The organism is Oscillibacter acetigenes, assembly GCF_025567605.1.
Lineage (GTDB): Bacteria > Bacillota > Clostridia > Oscillospirales > Oscillospiraceae > Oscillibacter > Oscillibacter welbionis.
Window position 1 is genome coordinate 62,857 of sequence record NZ_JAOQKG010000002.1, and the last position, 17,911, is coordinate 80,767.

Sequence of the window (17,911 nt, forward strand, 5' to 3'; positions counted from 1 at the left end):
AGGAGTTTGTACAATGAGCGATCAGTTGATCCGGGCCATCTCCAAGGATGGCCATATCAAGGCCACGGCAGTTTCCACCCGGGCGCTCACAGAGCGCGCCCGTCAGATCCACAAGGCTCTGCCTGTGGCCACGGCGGCGCTGGGCCGGACGCTGGCTGCGGTCTCCATGATGGGCAACGCCCTGAAGGAGGACGGGGCCAGCGTGACGCTGCAGATCAAGGGCGGAGGCCCGCTGGGAACGCTGCTGGCGGTGTCCGATAACCAGGGCAACGTCCGGGGAACGGTGGACAATCCTGTCGTGGACCTGCCTCTGCGGCCCGACGGCAAGCTGGATGTGGGGGCCGCTGTGGGCCATGAGGGTACGTTGACGGTGATCCGGGACCTGAACATGAAGGAGCCCTATGTGGGCAGCGTGAGCCTGTTGGGCGGCGAAATCGCAGAGGACCTGGCGGCCTATTTCGTGGAGTCCGAACAGATCCCCACGGCTTGCGGCCTGGGGGTGCTGGTAGACCGGGACCAGAGCGTGCTGGCCGCCGGCGGGTATCTGATCCAGCTGCTGCCCGGCGCCGGCGAGGATGTCATCGCCAAGGTGGAGGGCAGCCTGATGGCCGCAGGGCCGGTGACGGGACTTTTGCGGAATGATCCGGACCCGGAGGCTATGCTGCGGCACGCTCTGTCGGATTTCGACCTGGAGATCCTGGAGAGGAGCCCCATCGAGTACCGCTGCTACTGCAGCCGGGACAGGATGGAGCGGGCCCTCATCAGCCTGGGGCCGGAGGAACTTCAGGCCATGATCGACGAGCAGGGCAGCGCGGACCTCACCTGCCGCTTCTGTGACAATGTGCAGCACTTCTCCAGAGCAGATCTGGAGGCCATGGTCCGGGGGCTCCAGAAAAAAATGTAAAAAAATTAAATTTCCAGTTGACAGACCGGGCGTCTTTGAGTATAATAACTTTTGCCGTCTGAAATGAGCGGCAATCGGGGAGCATAGCTCAGCTGGTTAGAGCACCTGCCTTACAAGCAGGGGGTCACTGGTTCGAGTCCAGTTGTTCCCACCAAAGTTATACATGGCCCGGTAGTTCAGTTGGTTAGAACGCTAGCCTGTCACGCTAGAGGTCGACGGTTCGAGCCCGTTCCGGGTCGCCATCTCCCACGAGATGGAGTTCCATCTCGTGGGTCCCCTTGGGGTTGCAATTCCCCTCCCGCGCCGTGCGGCGCGGAAAAGATTTGCCCAGATAGCTCAGTTGGTAGAGCAGGGGACTGAAAATCCCCGTGTCGCTGGTTCGATTCCGGCTCTGGGCACCACTTGCGGGCATAGCTCATCTGGTAGAGCGCCACCTTGCCAAGGTGGAGGTAGCGAGTTCGAGCCTCGTTGCCCGCTCCACTGAGAATGCCCACACAAGATCGTGTGGGCATTCTCAGTGGAAAAGAAAATTTAAAAAAGCAGTGGACATTTCGGTTCAAACTGCATATAATAAAATAGAAGCAACGGTGACATAGCCAAGTGGTAAGGCAAGGGTCTGCAAAACCCTGATTCCCCGGTTCAAATCCGGGTGTCACCTCCATAAAGAATTACCGGTATAGATGCGTCTGGCGCAAAGCCAGGCGCATCAACCGTTTCCGGGCTTTTTCGAGCCCGGATTTCTTCTTTTGAACCATAGATTTTTATGGAGGTTTCGGAGCAACTGACCGGATTTGAACTGGAGGATCTCATGTCCTGGACAGTTTCCAACCTCCAGCGCCCTTTTAGAGAGGACTTTTCTCTCGAAAAAAGCGGCATCATCGCAGAAAAAGTATCACAAATATTTGGGCGTCGTTTTGTCGGCTTTGACAGCTGAAAAAGCGGCGCCCTTTTTCAATTTCTAAAAGGGCGCTGGCTGCAGCGTCTGAAACGACAGGCTGGAGAAGACCTCTCCGGCCTTATTTTTTTACAACAGGAGGATCGCTCACATGGACACCCAAAACACAAGCCGTCAGCTTCGCTACCTTGAAGAGGTCCGTATTCCCCTGCACCGTGCAGGCTTTGGAACCCTGCCGGTGGAGGGAGAGCAGTTGCCTGTCCTTTGGAACGGCGCACCCCTCTGCCGCATCACCGGCAAGGGCAGTGTGTTCTATCGTCGGGAGGACGCGGACACGCCCCAGGCAGAGGATGCCCTATATCGCGTCGAGGACATCGCCGCGAAGACGCTGGAGTATATGGCCGCTATGGAAACCGCTCCGCAGCTCAAAGCCAGTGGACTGGATGGCGACTACCGCATCCTCGCTGACTTTGGCGCCACGGTGCTGGCAGGTACTCCAAGCAAATACGGCGTTCAATTCGTCACATGGGATTGGGACTATGACCGCACGGGCGTGGTACACGGGCACTATTTCATGGAGAACTACGATGCCGCCAAGCAGGATTTCGCCACACGCTCCGGGCTTATCCCAAAGGAACAGCTTTTCAGCCCGGAGCAGCTGACTGAGATATTCCGCTGCTGCGCCGATTCCGTGGATGAGGACTTCTTTGAGCTGACGGATATGCAGGAAGAAATGATCCGCGGAATCCAGCAGCAGATCAGGGTGTGCGTGCCGGATCTGGACGAGCGCGTCCGTCAGCAGGAGGAAGCATTGGAACGAGCCTCGCAGGAGCAGACAATGTAATAGCAGCATGGCATGGGCCGGAGTTTTAGCAATAAGACTCCGGCCCTTTTTTATTTTCAAAAAAGGAGTGGATTTGCTTGACGCGATACTTTATGAAGTTCACACCCCTGTTCGCCGCAGAGGTGCAGATGATGACGCCACCCCGTCATCAGCCTCGCAGAAGCGGACGCATCCGCAGCAGCTTTCGCTACAGTGCCGACGATGTGCGCTGCAAAGACTGCACGAGATATGACAGCGGACACCCCTGCCACCTGAATGAATGCGTCTGTCTGGAGGAGCGCATCGAGGCCGGCGTGGTGGAGCTGAATGCTCTGGCGCGGGAGTGCTTTGGCGGAAGGTTGTTCCGCCCGCTGCAAAGACGGCTGCGAGATGAGCTGAACCGGCAGCCCTTTTGCTTCTTCCTCAGTGATGCCCACAGAGAACGATGGACGCATTGGAAAAACCGCTGCTACGGTATGTCCGAGCGCAATGCGGCTGCGCTGCTTCTGCTTACCGCCGATGAGGAGCTTTGGCAAAGAGTCCTCTGGCATTTCGACAGCAGCGGCTTCGACTTCCCCGCCATCCGCCTCTCCGGTATTCACCCGGAGCTGTACAGCATTTATCAGGCGGCGAAAACCATTTCCGTTGGCGGTGATAACATCGTGATAGAAGACCTTGCTTTTTCCGAGCTGGTCAGTGATAGAGCCTTTCGGCTCATCCTCGGAGCACTCCTGCTGTGCAGGTACGGCGAGGTGGTCTTAAATCTGGAAAGAAAGACGGAGGAGATAACATGATGATTCAAGCGGTTCTCGGTAATCCCAACCACCCGGAATACGGCGTGGCGACCATCCCGTTTCCCATTCCGCATGACCAGTACGCACACTGCATGGAACTGTTGGAGGCGTTGGAAATTGGTGACGCGGTCAAGGCGGACTGCAAGGTGGAGGAGGTTGATAGCTTTTTCTTTGTGCTCAAACGCACGGAAATGCTCACGGTCAATGTGGAGGAGCTGAACTACCTCGCCAAACGGCTGGAAAGCTTCGACACCGGCGAAGCCGCGCAGTTTCAGGCGATGGCCCACAAGCTGGAGCTGTTCGAGCCGAAGGATCTCATCAACCTGACCTTCTGCTGCCAGCAAGCCACGGTCATTACCGACTTTTCCGACCTCGCCGCCATCGGCCGCGACCATTACATGAACCTGCACGGCGGCAGCGCAAGTGTGGATGAGCTGAACAAACTGGACGGCAAGGGAACCGCACGGCAGCTCATTGAAAGCGGCAGCGGCACGATCACCCCCTACGGTGTGGTCTACGACAACGGCATGAAGTTAGAGCAGATCTATGATGGCCGGTTTTTCCCCTGCTATTACTACGAGCCGAACGCCATCACCGTTGCGGTGACCTCCAAAGCCGAGCCGGAGGACACCGAACACATCACATGGCTGTACCTCCCCATGGAACAGGAGGAAATCGACCGTGCCCTCCTTCGCGGGGGCATCACAGACTCCGCCGATGTCCGCCTGCGGCTGGAGGACAGTCAGCTCCCCAACGAGGTGGATGTCCTGTTGGATATGAAGTATGAAAACCTCTCCGACCTCAACGAACTGGCAGGGGCAACGGATGGGTTATCAAAAGCGGATATGGAAAAGCTGGGCGCCGTGGTCACGCTGGCAGAGCCAAAGTCCGCGGCACAGATCAAAAACCTTGCGGAAAGCCTTGACCTGTTTGACTTCGCCCCCGGCACACATACGCCGGAGGACTACGGCAAGTATATGATCCGCCAGTCCGGCCGCTTCGAGTATGACGAAAACCTCGATGCTTTTTATGACTATGAAAAGTACGGCACGGAGCGCATGAATGAGGAGGACGGGGTGTTCACCGACCGGGGTTACATCGCCTATAAGGGCTATACCAGCATGGAGGAAGTGATGAACGGTGGTCAAAGCAGCCACATGGTGATGGGAGGGCTTTCGCGATGATCATTCAGGCGGAACTGAAGTGTAAGCAGACTGAGTGTGAGGCAGACCCCTGCGCCGTGGATAAGGTCATCGAGCTGCCAAGCCCGCGGTTCAAGCAGTTCAGCCGCGCACTGCTGGCTGATTACGATTTCATCGCAGAGAATAAAAACGCCATCCGACACGATGATACTGCAAGGCACTGCCTGCTCATCCTCCACGCGGAGGGAAAGGACGGTTTCCTTGTTGATCCGCAGGGATACAACTACGCCCGGTACAGTGCCTTTGTTCCCAACGCCCGCAGCTTGCTGACACCGGATATGGGGATCGACCGCAGCTATCTTTCGCCGGCAGAGCCTTGGCGGGATGAGAGCAGGGATGAAATGCTCCGTATGACGCTGCGTGTCGAGGGAAAGCCGGACTACACCCTCGTCCTCCCCGCTGACGAGGAATACCTGGACGCTGTGAAAAATTACCTCGATATTGATGTTTTCGCGGATGCCATGCTCTGTGACATTCGCTTCAAGGCGCCTTACATCGGGGAGCTGATCCGTGATACGGATTGCCCCGCCGTGGAGGATTACAACGATTTTGCCGAAGCCTTGGAGGACATCTGGCAGAAGGACGGGATGCTTCTGACCTGCGCCGCTGTGCTGGAGGCCGAGAAACCGGAAACCCTGCACCGGGCCTGTGAGCTCCTGCGTAATCTGGACAACTACCAGCGCATCACGGAGGATGCCTACGGTTACGGTCAGCAGCGATTACAGGAAACGCTGGGGCTGGATGATGAAGCCATCTATGAGCTGGACGGCTACATGGATTTTGAGAAATACGGTCAGGACTGCATGGAAAACGACTGCGTGACAATAACAGAGTTCGGCCTTCTGCGCCGCCTGGACCCGCCCTTCCCGGAGCAGCGGCAGGGGCAGCGGATGATGTAAGCAAAAGCGGCTCGATCCATTTGGAACGAGCCGCTCGATAGGCAGACAAACTGGAATTTATGAGCCTTTAGCGTTGGCAAACGCCGATTTAAACGCATCTATTGCTCGTTCCGCTGTATGCTGTTTGATTAGGCCATCTTTTTCGTTTACCGCAAGATGGATACTGGTTCCATCAGCCTTGAGCAGAAGAAATGCAGGATTCATATTTGCGGCACCCGATAAAATCACTCCAGAAATTATACCATCTTCTATGTTTTACTCAAGGATAGTTCCACATTCTGAAAGTGCTGTTCTCATCAACGCATAAGTATCGCCGGACGTATTCTCAATCTGACACTCAATAGCTGTCATAGCAAGATTTAATGCAACTTTTTTTGTGATTGTTCTACCAAATTGGGGTGCATACATGGAAATTATATTGGCCAACAAATCATTGATTTGTCCGTTCATCATATCACTTGCTCCTCTCCACAAATTTCGATTTGTTTACCTCATCATAGCGCATCCCCAGTAATGTGTAAAGCCAAATTCTACACCGAAAGGAGATCATAACTTTGAAAAAAACAACACAATTCCATATCCGACCTGCCCGCCCGGAGGAGGCGGGCTTATTTTATACCCCGCACCCCGAAGAAGATAAGCGGCTGGGTACCGTTGGACATGTCCGGATGGACTTCGGACGCAGCGGCAACGAGTTCTGGCATACATGGTGGCCCCGCGGCCCGGAGGAACTGAACAGCCCCGCGTTCAAAGCGGAGCTGCAGGAGGTCGTGGACACGCTGCGGGAGAGTGTACTGAAAAGCCGCTTCGCGATGGAGCGTTTTTGCTATGAACACGGTGGCAAAATCAGCGGCGGCTGGACACAAAACTACGGTTACATCGTGGAAACCGAGCATTACCGCTACTGCCTGCGCTGCAATCCGTCCCCCGGAGATTATAACTGCTACCTCACGGCCTATGATCTGGATGTCCAGCGGCAGAACATGACGCAGGACAAGCCTCTGGTGGGCCGCGTCACCTATGCCAACGGCGATACACAGGAGTTTACCGATGCCGAAGCCTTTCTCGAGTGCGTGCGGGAGGAGCTTCCGTATCGCCCGACCACAGGCTTCCGTTACGAGGTGCTGACCGACGATCCCAGCGTCCGCAAGCAGGTGGATGACATGATCTTCGACTTCTACGGCGAGGAAGCTCCTTGCCGGCAGGAGGATCACGAGCCTCGGCCCGAGCAGGGCATGACCTTCGGAGGAATGTAATGGACGCTTCAAGAAAGCAGCGAGATCCGGTCGCTTTCAAAAGCCTTGCCGAGCTGAAGCGGTTCATCCGCCCCGGTGTGGAGCTTAAGACCGTCAGCCACGCCAATCACGCGGATATGGTGGGGCTGACCCGTGTGGTGACCACAGTGCAGACGGTGGGCTTCTATTCCAAGGTCAAGGATCAGCCGGAGCATCCCTTCTCCACCTGCAACCACGGCAAGGGCTTCTACACCGATTTTGGAAAAGCCGGCAATTACATCTTTGATGGTACAACGATCAAGGTGAAGGATACTCGAAAGCAAGATCGCGGTGTGATCTACGAGCTGGAGTTTTACGACAGAGAGCAAAACATGGAGGAAACGATGATGGACAGAAAAATGGTGAATTTTATCAGGGAACAGTATCCCCCCGGCACCCGCATCCGGCTCAATTCGATGGACGATCCCTACGCGCCCATTCTTCCCGGCACCGAGGGTGAAGTGGACTTCGTGGATGACATTGGCACTATCCACATGAAATGGGACAACGGCAGGACATTGGGGATTGTCCCCGGCGAGGACAGCTTCACCGTGCTGCCGCCCAAGCTGACCACCCTCAAGCTGTATATGCCCCTGACCGCCGATCTCTACGAGCGGAACGAGTACGGCGATCTCGATGACAGCAGCACACTGCTGGAGGGCAGTGAGCTGCGCGGCTATCAGGATCAGATCATGGCGGCACTGGTGAAAAGCCGGATGCCGGAGGAGACAGAGCGAGGTCTCATGCATTGGTATGACGAAGCCGACAGCGTTGACCGCAAGGTACGCTCTGCCGTCTTCACCGTGGAGAAGCGTGACCGGCAGCTTTGGGGCGTGGCGGAATGCCGCGTCGCCGGGGAGTTGTCGGACACAGAAATGGATACTTTGAAAGAGTTTATCACCGGACAGGCTTCGGACGGCTGGGGCGAGGGGTTTGAACAGAGGGAGATTGCCGTGGATGACGGCGGTGAATTGTATGTCCACTTTTGGAACTCGGACGAGTGGAGCATCCAGACGGAGCAGGAGCTTTTCTCTCCCAAACTGGCGGAAGGTCTGCCGGAGCTGTGCTTCTCCACTCTCCCCGGCACCGGCGAGCTCATCTGTATCAAGCGCGGTGAGATCGGCTACTACCACAGTGATTGGAACACCAACGATCCCGCGCATAATCGTGAACTGGCGGACTATAACAACGAGCGGCTGGGCGTTACCCCCGCGCAGGAAAAAGCCATGAAAACGGGTTCCATGTTCGGCTGGGGCGTACCCGGCGCGGACCCCGCCTACTATGAACAGCAGCCGGAGATGGGAGGGATGACCCTTGGGTAAAAGAATACTGCGTGTGTATCTCGCTAAAAACGATGCACCGTATAGCGCAGCCTATGCCAAGCTGGATCTGCCCGCCTCCCCGTGGGAGCTGTGGGACGCCATGGAAAAGGTGCGGCTTCAGACAGACGATATCCTGTACATGGAGATCGAAGACTACTTTGCCTTTGAGTATCTCTCGCCCCACTTGGATGGATTAGACATCAGCCTCAACGAGCTCAACGCCCTTGCCGCACAGCTTGCGGCATTGGACGAGGTACAAGGGATCGCCTTTGAGGGGATGTTCTCCATAGCGGTGCAGAGAAAAGTAAACGCCAACGGCGGCATCATCACGCTGCGGGATCTGCGGGATCTGGCGGTCAGCGCAAAAACCGACTGTTACCATGTGGTGGATGCCGCGGATGACACCCAGCTTGGCCGCTTCTATGCGGAAAACGAGTTCGTCCCCGAGCTGGACGGCATATCCGACGAGGTATTCGAGATGCTGGACTTCGCCGGCATCGGAAGAATGATGCGGTGCAGCGAAAACGGCGTTTTTGTGGGCAGCCTGTATGTGCTGCAGGATGGCGAGCTGACAACCGCGCCGCCCGTCCAAAAGACGCTGCCGGAAAAGCCGGGATACCTCTTCCGGCTCACGCTCGGACTGCATCCCGATATTGGCGATGCACACACGGTGACGCTGGATCTTCCCGCAGCAGAGGCGGAGCTGCTGGACGCGCAGGAACAGCTCGGTGTGGAGGGCTGGGAGGGCGTCACAGTCATTGATTATGACGGGATCATCCCCTATGCGGCGGAATTCACCGAACTGCCCATGGAGCTGGAGGAATTGAATGCCTTCACCAAGGCCGCGCGGGACATTTCGAGATCCGAGGTGCCAAAGCTGAAGGCTCTGCTGGAGCAGTTCGAGGTGCAGGACATCGAAACGGCGATGCTCCTAACGGAGCATCTGGCCGATTACATCCTCATGCCGAACCTCAGCTCACCGCAGGAGGCGGCGCTGGATCAGCTCTGCTTCATCATGAACCGTGAAGAAGCCGTTCGGCTGATCCCGTATGTGAACCTCTTCAACTACGGCGAGACAGTCATCCATGCGGACAACGCCACCCTCACATCCTATGGCCTGCTGCACCGCGCGGACTATGAACCAATGCTCTCACCCATACAGCAAAAACAGGAAAAGGAGATGACGATGCAATGACCAGAGAACAGATCCAACATGAAGGCGACCGGCCGCTGCCTTGTGCAGCACAGGAGGCATTCCGATGCAGACCGGATGCTCTGAGCGATGACGAAAAGACGATCCTCTCCGCCATGGCCCTGCAAAAGGGCGAGGCGGAGGCTGGGGAGATTTTCAGGGAGTCACCGGAGCATCTGCGTGATTACACGATCCTCAAGGGCGTCAACAGCTACGCCGCGCTGGGCAGATATTATCTCGCCACCGAAACTACCGTCCCAGAGGAGCTGTACGAGTACATGGATCTGGGCGCGCTGGGCTGCCGCTATGAGGACGAGCATCCAGGCGTGTTCATCGGCAGTGATTATGTGTGCTACCCTGCGGAGGAACAGAATCTTACCATGGAAATGCAGTAGCTGACCATATCTTAACCACGCCAGCTGCGCGGATAAGAACTACACCAAGGGGCCGTATTCCCGGACGGGGAAAAGCGGCCCCTTCTTTTTTGCGCTGATTTGACCTCCTGCTCCGGGATAACGGGCCCGGAAAGGAGGAACTGTGCCGATCAACAAAGCCCTTGCAGAGTATCTTGACCTCTACCACAAGGGCGAGGCAAACGCCGTCACCAGCCGGGAGCTGGAGTGTGCCTTCCGAATGCGCGGCTCCGAGCTGCGCCGGGAGATCAACGCCCTGCGGGGCGACGGCATCCCCATTTGCAGCTTTGACGGCGGCTACTACTATGCCGCCACCGAGGAGGAGCTGCGGCGCACCATCCGGCAGCTCCGCAGCCGGATCAAGAAAATCGCATTTGCGGAACGCGGTCTGTCCCGCACCTTGCCTGACTATGAGGACACCGGTCAGCTCTCCCTCCCGCTGGAGGGAGGTGACTCTTCTTGAACAGCTTTATTCCCTGGGTAGGCGGCAAGGGCAAGCTGCTGTGGATCATCAACAAGCTGATGCCGGACCGCTACACCCGCTTCATCGATGTGTTTGGCGGCAGCGGCACGGTGACCATGTGCCGTCCCATCCAGCGCGGCTGCATGGAAGTCTACAACGACTTCAACGGCAATCTCACCAACCTGTTCTGCTGCGTGAAGAACCGCCCCATGGCACTGCTGGCGGAGCTTGGCTTCCTGCCGCTGAACACGCGGGATGACTTCAACATCCTTTACAAGTTCTTCTCCAGAGGTGAGTTCACGGATGACTACCTGCAGGAGGAGATGGATCTGACGGAGGTCTACCTCAAGCCGCCCGACGCCGAGGCCATCCGCGCCCTTATGCTGGAGCGCACGCCCCGCGGGAGCGTCCGACGCGCGGCGGACTTCTTCAAGCTCATCCGCTACAGCTTCAGCGGCGGCGCCAAGTCCTTCGGCGGCAAGCCCTGCGACATCCACCGTTTCTTTCACCTGATCTGGGAATGCTCCCGCAGGCTGGCGAATGTCATTGTGGAGAACAAGGACTTCGAGGAGGTCATCCGTCAGTACGACCGGGCAGGCGCCGTGATCTACTGTGACCCGCCCTACTACAAGGCGGAGAGCTGCTACGAGGTGGAGTTTCCCCCGGAGGATCATCAGCGGCTCCATGATGTACTGGTCACCTGTGAAGGATACTTCATCGTTTCCTACAACTACCAGGACTACATCTGCGAGCTCTATCAGGATTGCTATATCTTCCGCACCTCCCGTCCCAACAGCATGTCCCAGACGGCAGGCAGCGAATATGAGGAGGTCGTCATCACCAATTATGACCCCCGCAAAGCCTGCTGGCAGCTCTCTATGGATAGTCTGCTGGGCGGCGATGGCGACACCCGCTACGAGCTGATCCATGAGCCGGAACATCCCTTAAAAATCTGAACAATAAAAGGAGAAGCAGCATGAAATTTGTAAAATACAACGACAACAAGAGCGTCACCATCCCGCCCGCCGTTCTGACCGTCTGCGGGCTGGACGATGAGGGGAAGCTGGAAATGGCCGGCGCCAGGGGCGCGGTCATTTTATCAAAAAGCGAGATGACCGCCATGGAGATGGTGCGCACGATCCTCGCCCTGACGGACCGCGCCGGGCAGCTGATGCGGGAGCTGACGGACCTCTGCGGCAGCTGCGAGGGCTGCACCGAGGGGCACTGCACCTTCCGCGACGCGGACATCGATGAGCTGATCCGCCCCGCTGTCACCGTTCCCGATTGGGCCAGAGCGGAAGCGGACATCGCGCCCGACGCCAAGCTGGACTGCCATGTGGACGAGGGCTCCGGTGTGATCACCGTGTGCGAGACATTTTACGACCACGACCTCTCCGATATTCCCGCCGAGCTGCTGGAGGCCCTGCGTAAGTCCGGCTGCTGCCTGTCCGTACTGGAGGATATGCTGATGGACGACGATGTTATCTACGATAAGTGATACCGTAGGCATTCAAAGAAGAAACGAGGCGAGATATCCAAATGAATGAAACCTATCTCTATCCCTACTCGGCGAAGGAGGCCAGAGAACGAAATGAGCTTTCGCTCTGGAGGGAAAGCCATCGCGCCAACATCGCCTGCCGTGATGCCATCGAGGATACCATCCGCCGGAGCTTCGACGGAATGCATCTGAACGAGGACTGCCTCGCGCCGGTGCTGACGGCATACGGCTACAAGCGTACTGCGTGGGTGCTTGCCAATACTTTAAACGAACTCAAGTGGGACGGGCGTTTCAGCCCCGCCAATAAGCAGTGGGCTGAGCGGCGCTACATTCCGCAGGATGAGCGTCACAATGCCGCGATCACTGTTCGGAGCCACCCCGCCGTGCTGGATGGCTTCGTCAGTCTCTACCGCAAGGCGGTGCAGGCGTTAAATCTCTTTGGCGCGGAGCATTGCGTCGGTGACCGCGCCGAGCAGGACTTCACCGGCAAGGTGCTGGTACTCAGCCCCGACACGCTGAAGGAATCCTGCTGGAGTCAGGCGGATCAACTCTGGTATGCCCATGACGGCTTCGGCTGCAGGCCCCATGCCATTGGCCGCTCGGTGCGCTGCACCTGTCTGGGTGACGGCGAGACGACACGCTGGAACCGACACGAGTTCATCGGTGTGCTGGACGAAAAATACCTGCCCGACTGGGCGCGGGAGAAGCTCATGGAGCTGACCGCACCCCGGCAGGAGGAGCCGGCCGCAGACGAGATGAAGCTGGAATGATCGGAGGTGAAACAAGTGCAGCGCATCTTCATTGATAACCATGACCGCATCCTCTATTACAGCAATCCTGCCGGATACATCGCGGGAAAGGAGGCGGTGGTGGATACCATGTTCCAAACACAGGAGCTGGAGCGTTTTCTGCAAAAGCAGTCGCTCTCCATCCGCTGGGAGGACGGTGTCTATGACCGCCTCCTGCTGGGGCAGAGGGGCGGCCGCTTCGATCCGGAGGCTCCGCCTCTGAAAAGCTGCCGTGTGTGGCAGCTCACGCGGGACAGTCCCATCAATATGCGCTTCATCCCGTATGAAGCCCTGCTGGAGCGTTTCGGACAGCCTGACCGTAAGCACTACGAAACCGTCTATGACGGTCTGGTCGGGACCAATGACCCGGAGGAGATCTACACGCTCTTCCGCGACCCGGTTCCCGGCTACGACGGCAGACCCATCGGCATCTCGGATGTGCTGGAGCTGTACGACGCCGACGGCAGCGAGTTCTACTACTGCGACCGTGTCGGCTTCCGGCAGATCGAGTTTGCACCCCAGCAGAAAATGGATATGGGCCTGTGAAATGAGCACCTGACCGGGTGCTTTTTTCATATCAACATCAGAAATGGAGGAAAGGAAAATGCCCAAGAACCAGACCAAAGCAAGCACTCCCGTCCTCGCGCAGGAAAGCCGGTCCCCCGTGTCCTTCGATGTCCGAGTCTATCCCGTGAAGGACAGCAAGTACACTCTCGCCAACGCCAATGTGGATATCAACGGCGTATTCGCCATTCGCGGCGTGAAGGTCATCCGCGGTGAGAAAGGCCCCTTTGTCGCCATGCCGCAGTACAAGGACAGCCATGGGGACTACCACGACATCTGCTTCCCCTGCACGAAGGAGGCCCGCCAGCAGTTCAACGACACGGTGCTGAACGCCTACGAGCAGTCGCTCCGGCAGGCCCAGCAGCCGGACAATGCTCCCGCCGCGGAGCAGGTCATGTAAGTCACCCACAACATAAAACATATAATTGGGAGGAAATTATCACATGAAGAAGTTTATCAAGAACACCGCCAATTCCATCCGCGCCAAGGCCATCCGCCTTGCCGTCACCCGCCGCTCCGGTGAGGGCTACATCGACACCGCCGTCAAGATCCTAATTGCCGTGGTGCTGGGCGCTCTGCTGCTGGCGGGCCTCTACGCTTTGTTCGGCGATGTGGTCATGCCCACCCTGAACCAGCGTATCAAGGATATGTTCAACTACGCCGGCGCGCTGGGCGGCTGATCCGTGGCATCCGTCCTGCAGGGGACGCTGTTCCTCATCGGACTTATGAGCGCGGCATGGACGGATCTCCGGCGCAGGCAGATCTATGACCTTTCCGGTATCGTCATCGCAGGGGCGGGGCTGATTTCCTTCAGCCCCGCCCGGCTTCTCGGCCTGGCGCTGGCCGTCCCATTTTGGCTGGCAAGCCGGAGAGGACGCGGCGGCATGGGAGATGCGTTCCTCATCGCCGCCTCCGGTTTTCTGCTGGGCTTTCTGCGTGGAGTCGCCGGACTGGTGCTGGCATTGGTGCTGTACTGCCTTTTCTACCTTGCAATAGCCGCCCTGCACAAGATCCGCAGGCAAGAGCGTCCACCGGAGAGCTATCCATTCGCGCCATTTCTTGCAGTGGGCTTCTTTACCGCATATATCATCTAAGAATAAGGAGGACTTGCTCCATGAGTATTTTCAAAAACCGCACGGTCATCGGCGTCATCTGCATTCTGCTGGCGCTGGTGATCTGCTTCGGCATCACGCCGCTGTTCAATCAGAGCATCAGCCAGAAGGCGGAGATCGTCCGTGTGACGAAGGACATTCACGCCGGCGAGCTCATCACCAGGGACATGGTCACCACGGCCGAGGTCGGCTCATATAATCTCCCCTCCGGCCTTATGACCGCGAAAGACAATGTAGTGGGCAAATACGCCAAGGCGGATCTTGCCGTTGGCGATTATATTCTCGCCGCCAAGCTCTCGGACGCGCCTGCCGCCGAGAATGCTTATCTCTATAATCTGGATGGCACGAAGCAGGCCATCTCCGTCACCATCAAGAGCTTCGCCACAGGACTGTCCGGCAAGCTCCAGAGCGGCGACATCGTATCAGTCATTGTGGCAGACTACCCGGAGGACGGCGAAACCACCATCCCCGCCGAGCTGCAGTACGTGGAGATCATCAGCGTTACCGCCAGCACCGGCTATGACGCCAATACCGGTGAAGCGAAGGGTGATGAGAAGGAGCTGCCCTCTACCGTGACCTTCCTCGTTCTGCCGGAGCAGGCCAAGGTGCTGGCGGAGCTGGAGCAGGTCGCCAAGCTCCATCTGGCGCTCGTCTACCGCGGCACAACAGATGGCGCAAGGCAGTTCATCGAGGCGCAGGACGCGCTCATTCAGGAGTCGTACGCAGAGCCGGAGGAAGATCCCATTGAGGAGGGCGAAGCCGCCGATCCTACCGCAGAAATGCCGGAGAGTGAGGTGACAGGATGAATTTCAGAAAGGCCAGCATCTTTCAGCGCGACACAGAGAAGCCGGAGGAGCAGAATGACAGCGGCGGTATGCTGGCGGTCTGGGGCAGTCCCGGCAGCGGAAAGACGGTAACGGCGGTGAAGATCGCAAAAATGCTCTCCGCCAGAAAGAAAAATGTCATCCTTTTGCTCTGTGACATGGCCGCTCCTATGCTGCCGTGCATCTGTCCCGCGGACGCTCTGGAGAGCAATGGCTCTCTTGCCGGCGTCCTGGCAGCCGCCCGTATCAGCGAAAACCTCATCAAGCATAACCTTGTCACCTTTAAGCGCAACAGCTGCCTTGCGGTATTGGGGCTGCTCGAACGGCAGAACGAGTACAGCACTCCGCCCTTTACGCAGAAGCAGGTGGTAGAGCTGCTGGACGGACTGCGTCAGATCGCACCCTATGTCATCGTGGACTGCGGCAGCTACATTGCCAACGACATCCTCTCCGCTGTAGCGCTGATGGAAGCGGACAGTATCCTGCGCCTTGCCAACTGTGACCCCAAAAGCGTCAACTACTTTGCAAGTCAGCTCCCTCTGCTGGACGGGCCCGAGTGGGACATGGACAAGCAGTATAAGGTGGCATCCAATGTGAAGCCCTACCAGGCAGCGGACCACATCGGCAAGGTGCTGGGCGACACGGCCTTCGTGCTGCCCTATTCGCAGGAGCTGGAGGATCAGTATCTGGCGGGCAATCTGCTTGCCGACCTCGTCCTCAAGGACAGCCGACCCTTCCGCAAGGAGTTAGAGCGTATCATTGCAGAGGTGTTTTGAAAATGAGAAAGGAAAACTTATCGTCCCCCTCGGAGAGCAGGGGGTTCCCCAAAGGGGGACCGGTCCCCCTTTGGAGGCGCACCGCGAACGAAGTGAGCAGGCATTTTCCGCAGAAAATGTGTGCGCCTGGGGAGGTGTTTTAATATGGCTCTTGGTGAAAAGCGAAACGGCTCGGTCTTTGCCACAGCTGCACAGCGGCGGGACGCGGCGGAATATCAGGTCACCTCGGAGCCGGAGGTCGTCCCCGTAGTGGTGGACGACACGCCGCAGCGGACCTTGAACACCGACATTGGCACACTCGGACGGGCGCACAACCTGTTCTTTACCCCGTCGGCAGAGGGCAGGGACTTCAATTCCGTGCTGCAGGAGGTGCAGGAGTACATCTCCGGCGCCTACGCCGCACTCATCACCGGGGGCGGCGAGGACTCCAAGGAACAGCTCATGCGCTACATCACCAAGTACCTGCAGGACCGGCGTATCGCCGTAGCAGGCATGACGCAGACAGAGCTGGTGGACGCCATCTATTCCGAGATGGCGGAGTTCGGCTTCCTGACCCGCTATATCTACGCCGACGGCATTGAGGAGATCAACATCAACTCGTGGCGGGATATCGAGGTGCAGTATTCGGACGGTCGAAGTGAAAAGCTCACGGAACACTTCGACTCGCCGGAACACGCGCTTGCTGTCATCCGGCGAATGCTCCACGCCTCCGGCATGGTGCTGGACAACGCCAGTCCTCTGGTCACAGGGCATCTGACCCGCAACACCCGTATTGCCGCTATGAAGTCCCCCGTGGTGGATGAGGATGTGGGCGTTGCCGCCTCCATCCGAATCGTCAACCGCCACAATCTCAGCCGTGAGGATCTGCTGCGCAGCGGCACAGCCACAGAGAAAATGCTGGACTGGCTTTCCGTATTTTTGCGCTATGGGATCTCCATCTGCGTGGCTGGCGCCACCTCCTCCGGTAAGACCACGGCGGCAGGCTGGCTGCTGACTACCATACCCGACAGCAAACGCATCTTCACCATCGAGAACGGCTCCCGTGAGCTGGAGCTGGTGCGGGAGGAAAACGGTAAGGTGGTCAACTCGGTGGTCCACACCCTGACCCGCGACAGCGAAAATGAGCGTCAGCGGATCGATCAGATCGCGCTGGTGGATATCTGCCTGCGCTTCAACCCGGACATCCTTGTGGTGGGTGAGATGCGCGGCGCCGAGGCCAATGCCGCGCAGGAGGCCGCCCGCGTGGGCGTGGCGGTGCTGACCACCATCCACTCCAACTCCTGCGAGGCGACCTACCGCCGCATGGTGTCCCTGTGCAAACGAGCTGTGGATATGTCCGATGAAACGCTTCTCAGCTATGTGACGGAGGCATACCCCATCGTGGTCTTCTGCAAGCAGTTGGAAAATAAGCAGCGCCGCATGATGGAGATCATGGAGTGCGAGATCCTGCCCAATGGGGATCGCCGCTACAACACGCTGTTCCGCTATGTCATCACAGAGAATCACATGGAGAATGACAAATTTATCATTGAGGGCCACCACGCGCAGATAAACGAGATCTCCGCCAGCCTACGCAAACGCCTGCTGGAAAACGGTATGCCTAATGAGGAGCTGCAGGCTCTTTTGAACCCCGAGAAGGAGGTGAACGTCACTTGACAGCCCTGCTGCTGACTGCGTGCGTCGGCATGATCTCCGGCGCATTTCTTATCTTTCGCATCTCGCCCATGGACTTTACGCTGGGCGTGTTCCGCCGGTTGACCGTCGGGCCCAAAAGCATCCGGGATGAGATCAACGAGACCACCCATCGCAAAAAGCCCGGCCTCTTCCGCCGTGAGATATCGGAAGCGCAGACGGTCCTGCAAGCCACCGGCAAGGAGGAACGCTTTCCCGTGCTTTGCGCGGCATCCCTGCTGCTCTTTGCCGTGGGTGCGGGCATCGCCATCATCATGAATAACCTCTTGCTGGTGCCGGTGCTGGCGGCCGGCATGATGTTCCTGCCCTTTTGGTACATCAAGCTCACGGCCGGACACTACAGGAAAGCTATTACCGCCGAGTTGGAAACAGCACTCTCCATCATCACCACGGCCTACCTCCGCAGTGAGGATCTGCAGACCGCCGTGGAGGAGAACATCAATTATCTGAACCCACCCGTGCAAGGCGTGTTCCGC

At 57.8% G+C, this 17,911-nt stretch carries 23 protein-coding genes and 5 tRNA genes; 27 read left to right on the forward strand and 1 reads right to left on the reverse strand.

Features of this window, described 5'->3' with window-relative positions:
* The first annotated feature begins 13 nt into the window (after positions 1-13).
* The 11 genes from hslO to OCV80_RS04145 all read left to right on the forward strand — a co-directional run bounded on the left by hslO (position 14) and on the right by OCV80_RS04145 (position 5,517).
* Positions 14-904 carry an Hsp33 family molecular chaperone HslO gene (gene hslO, locus OCV80_RS04095; RefSeq protein ID WP_025544444.1) on the forward strand — a complete coding sequence of 297 codons (891 nt, stop codon included), beginning with the start codon at positions 14-16 and terminating at the stop codon, positions 902-904.
* Between the two features lie 77 nt (positions 905-981).
* Positions 982-1,058 (forward strand) — tRNA-Val (locus OCV80_RS04100).
* An 11-nt stretch (positions 1,059-1,069) separates the two neighbouring features.
* Positions 1,070-1,146, forward strand: a tRNA-Asp gene (locus OCV80_RS04105).
* Positions 1,147-1,229: 83 nt separating this feature from the next.
* Positions 1,230-1,305: transfer RNA gene (locus tag OCV80_RS04110), tRNA-Phe, on the forward strand.
* 3 nt (positions 1,306-1,308) lie between these two features.
* Positions 1,309-1,384, forward strand: a tRNA-Gly gene (locus tag OCV80_RS04115).
* Between the two features lie 106 nt (positions 1,385-1,490).
* A tRNA-Cys gene (locus tag OCV80_RS04120) sits at positions 1,491-1,565 on the forward strand.
* Between the two features lie 147 nt (positions 1,566-1,712).
* The gene (locus OCV80_RS04125) at positions 1,713-1,838 is read left to right on the forward strand and encodes a hypothetical protein (protein ID WP_256137409.1); all 126 of its coding nucleotides are present in this window, start codon (positions 1,713-1,715) and stop codon (positions 1,836-1,838) included.
* A 112-nt stretch (positions 1,839-1,950) separates the two neighbouring features.
* A complete protein-coding gene (locus OCV80_RS04130) occupies positions 1,951-2,643 on the forward strand; it encodes a hypothetical protein (protein WP_021932551.1) in 693 nt (230 codons plus the stop codon).
* Between the two features lie 77 nt (positions 2,644-2,720).
* Entirely contained in the window at positions 2,721-3,416 is a 696-nt protein-coding gene (locus OCV80_RS04135) for a hypothetical protein (RefSeq protein ID WP_110440126.1), read from the forward strand.
* On the forward strand, positions 3,413-4,600 hold the full coding sequence (locus OCV80_RS04140; protein ID WP_110440127.1) for an antirestriction protein ArdA: 1,188 nt from the start codon (positions 3,413-3,415) through the stop codon (positions 4,598-4,600). Before OCV80_RS04135 ends, OCV80_RS04140 begins: the two co-directional genes overlap by 4 nt.
* Positions 4,597-5,517, forward strand: coding sequence for a DUF6329 domain-containing protein (locus tag OCV80_RS04145; protein WP_110440128.1), 921 nt, complete (start codon positions 4,597-4,599; stop codon positions 5,515-5,517). Before OCV80_RS04140 ends, OCV80_RS04145 begins: the two co-directional genes overlap by 4 nt.
* 255 nt (positions 5,518-5,772) lie before the next feature.
* Here OCV80_RS04145 and OCV80_RS04150 read toward each other — a convergent pair whose 3' ends face one another.
* Positions 5,773-5,970 (reverse strand): hypothetical protein, encoded by a 198-nt coding sequence (locus tag OCV80_RS04150; protein WP_267288231.1) that lies wholly within the window; start codon positions 5,968-5,970, stop codon positions 5,773-5,775.
* 101 nt (positions 5,971-6,071) lie between these two features.
* On the opposite strand from OCV80_RS04150, the gene OCV80_RS04155 reads away from it, so the two are divergent.
* The 16 genes from OCV80_RS04155 to OCV80_RS04230 form a co-directional block, all read left to right on the forward strand.
* A complete protein-coding gene (locus OCV80_RS04155) occupies positions 6,072-6,773 on the forward strand; it encodes a hypothetical protein (RefSeq protein WP_110440130.1) in 702 nt (233 codons plus the stop codon).
* The gene (locus OCV80_RS04160) at positions 6,773-8,113 is read left to right on the forward strand and encodes a DUF4314 domain-containing protein (protein WP_256151920.1); all 1,341 of its coding nucleotides are present in this window, start codon (positions 6,773-6,775) and stop codon (positions 8,111-8,113) included. The genes OCV80_RS04155 and OCV80_RS04160 overlap by 1 nt, the downstream gene beginning before the upstream one ends.
* Positions 8,106-9,308 carry an antirestriction protein ArdA gene (locus OCV80_RS04165; RefSeq protein WP_110440131.1) on the forward strand — a complete coding sequence of 401 codons (1,203 nt, stop codon included), beginning with the start codon at positions 8,106-8,108 and terminating at the stop codon, positions 9,306-9,308. The genes OCV80_RS04160 and OCV80_RS04165 overlap by 8 nt, the downstream gene beginning before the upstream one ends.
* On the forward strand, positions 9,305-9,700 hold the full coding sequence (locus OCV80_RS04170) for a hypothetical protein (RefSeq protein ID WP_110440132.1): 396 nt from the start codon (positions 9,305-9,307) through the stop codon (positions 9,698-9,700). The genes OCV80_RS04165 and OCV80_RS04170 overlap by 4 nt, the downstream gene beginning before the upstream one ends.
* Before the next feature lie 142 nt (positions 9,701-9,842).
* Positions 9,843-10,181 carry a hypothetical protein gene (locus OCV80_RS04175; protein ID WP_178627455.1) on the forward strand — a complete coding sequence of 113 codons (339 nt, stop codon included), beginning with the start codon at positions 9,843-9,845 and terminating at the stop codon, positions 10,179-10,181.
* Positions 10,178-11,137, forward strand: coding sequence for a DNA adenine methylase (locus OCV80_RS04180; protein WP_267288232.1), 960 nt, complete (start codon positions 10,178-10,180; stop codon positions 11,135-11,137). The genes OCV80_RS04175 and OCV80_RS04180 overlap by 4 nt, the downstream gene beginning before the upstream one ends.
* A 20-nt stretch (positions 11,138-11,157) precedes the next feature.
* Complete coding sequence (locus OCV80_RS04185) at positions 11,158-11,679, forward strand: hypothetical protein (RefSeq protein ID WP_110440134.1); 522 nt, start codon at positions 11,158-11,160, stop codon at positions 11,677-11,679.
* A 41-nt stretch (positions 11,680-11,720) separates the two neighbouring features.
* A complete protein-coding gene (locus OCV80_RS04190) occupies positions 11,721-12,449 on the forward strand; it encodes a DUF3849 domain-containing protein (RefSeq protein ID WP_110440135.1) in 729 nt (242 codons plus the stop codon).
* A 15-nt stretch (positions 12,450-12,464) separates the two neighbouring features.
* Complete coding sequence (locus OCV80_RS04195; RefSeq protein ID WP_256151921.1) at positions 12,465-13,013, forward strand: YodL domain-containing protein; 549 nt, start codon at positions 12,465-12,467, stop codon at positions 13,011-13,013.
* Positions 13,014-13,071: 58 nt separating this feature from the next.
* On the forward strand, positions 13,072-13,431 hold the full coding sequence (locus tag OCV80_RS04200; RefSeq protein WP_162598946.1) for a SpoVG family protein: 360 nt from the start codon (positions 13,072-13,074) through the stop codon (positions 13,429-13,431).
* 43 nt (positions 13,432-13,474) lie between these two features.
* Positions 13,475-13,711, forward strand: coding sequence for a DUF6133 family protein (locus OCV80_RS04205; RefSeq protein WP_110440137.1), 237 nt, complete (start codon positions 13,475-13,477; stop codon positions 13,709-13,711).
* Positions 13,712-13,714: 3 nt separating this feature from the next.
* Complete coding sequence (locus OCV80_RS04210; protein ID WP_110440138.1) at positions 13,715-14,125, forward strand: A24 family peptidase; 411 nt, start codon at positions 13,715-13,717, stop codon at positions 14,123-14,125.
* Positions 14,126-14,145: 20 nt separating this feature from the next.
* Positions 14,146-14,949, forward strand: coding sequence for a Flp pilus assembly protein CpaB (gene cpaB / locus OCV80_RS04215; RefSeq protein ID WP_110440139.1), 804 nt, complete (start codon positions 14,146-14,148; stop codon positions 14,947-14,949).
* Positions 14,946-15,743: a P-loop NTPase family protein gene (locus tag OCV80_RS04220; protein WP_110440140.1), complete on the forward strand. Its 798-nt coding sequence runs from the start codon at positions 14,946-14,948 to the stop codon at positions 15,741-15,743. The genes cpaB and OCV80_RS04220 overlap by 4 nt, the downstream gene beginning before the upstream one ends.
* A gap of 144 nt (positions 15,744-15,887) precedes the next feature.
* Positions 15,888-17,399 carry an ATPase, T2SS/T4P/T4SS family gene (locus OCV80_RS04225; RefSeq protein ID WP_267288233.1) on the forward strand — a complete coding sequence of 504 codons (1,512 nt, stop codon included), beginning with the start codon at positions 15,888-15,890 and terminating at the stop codon, positions 17,397-17,399.
* Positions 17,396-17,911 (forward strand): type II secretion system F family protein (locus OCV80_RS04230; protein WP_394802908.1); only part of this gene is annotated, 516 nt, incomplete at its 3' end. The genes OCV80_RS04225 and OCV80_RS04230, both read left to right, overlap by 4 nt.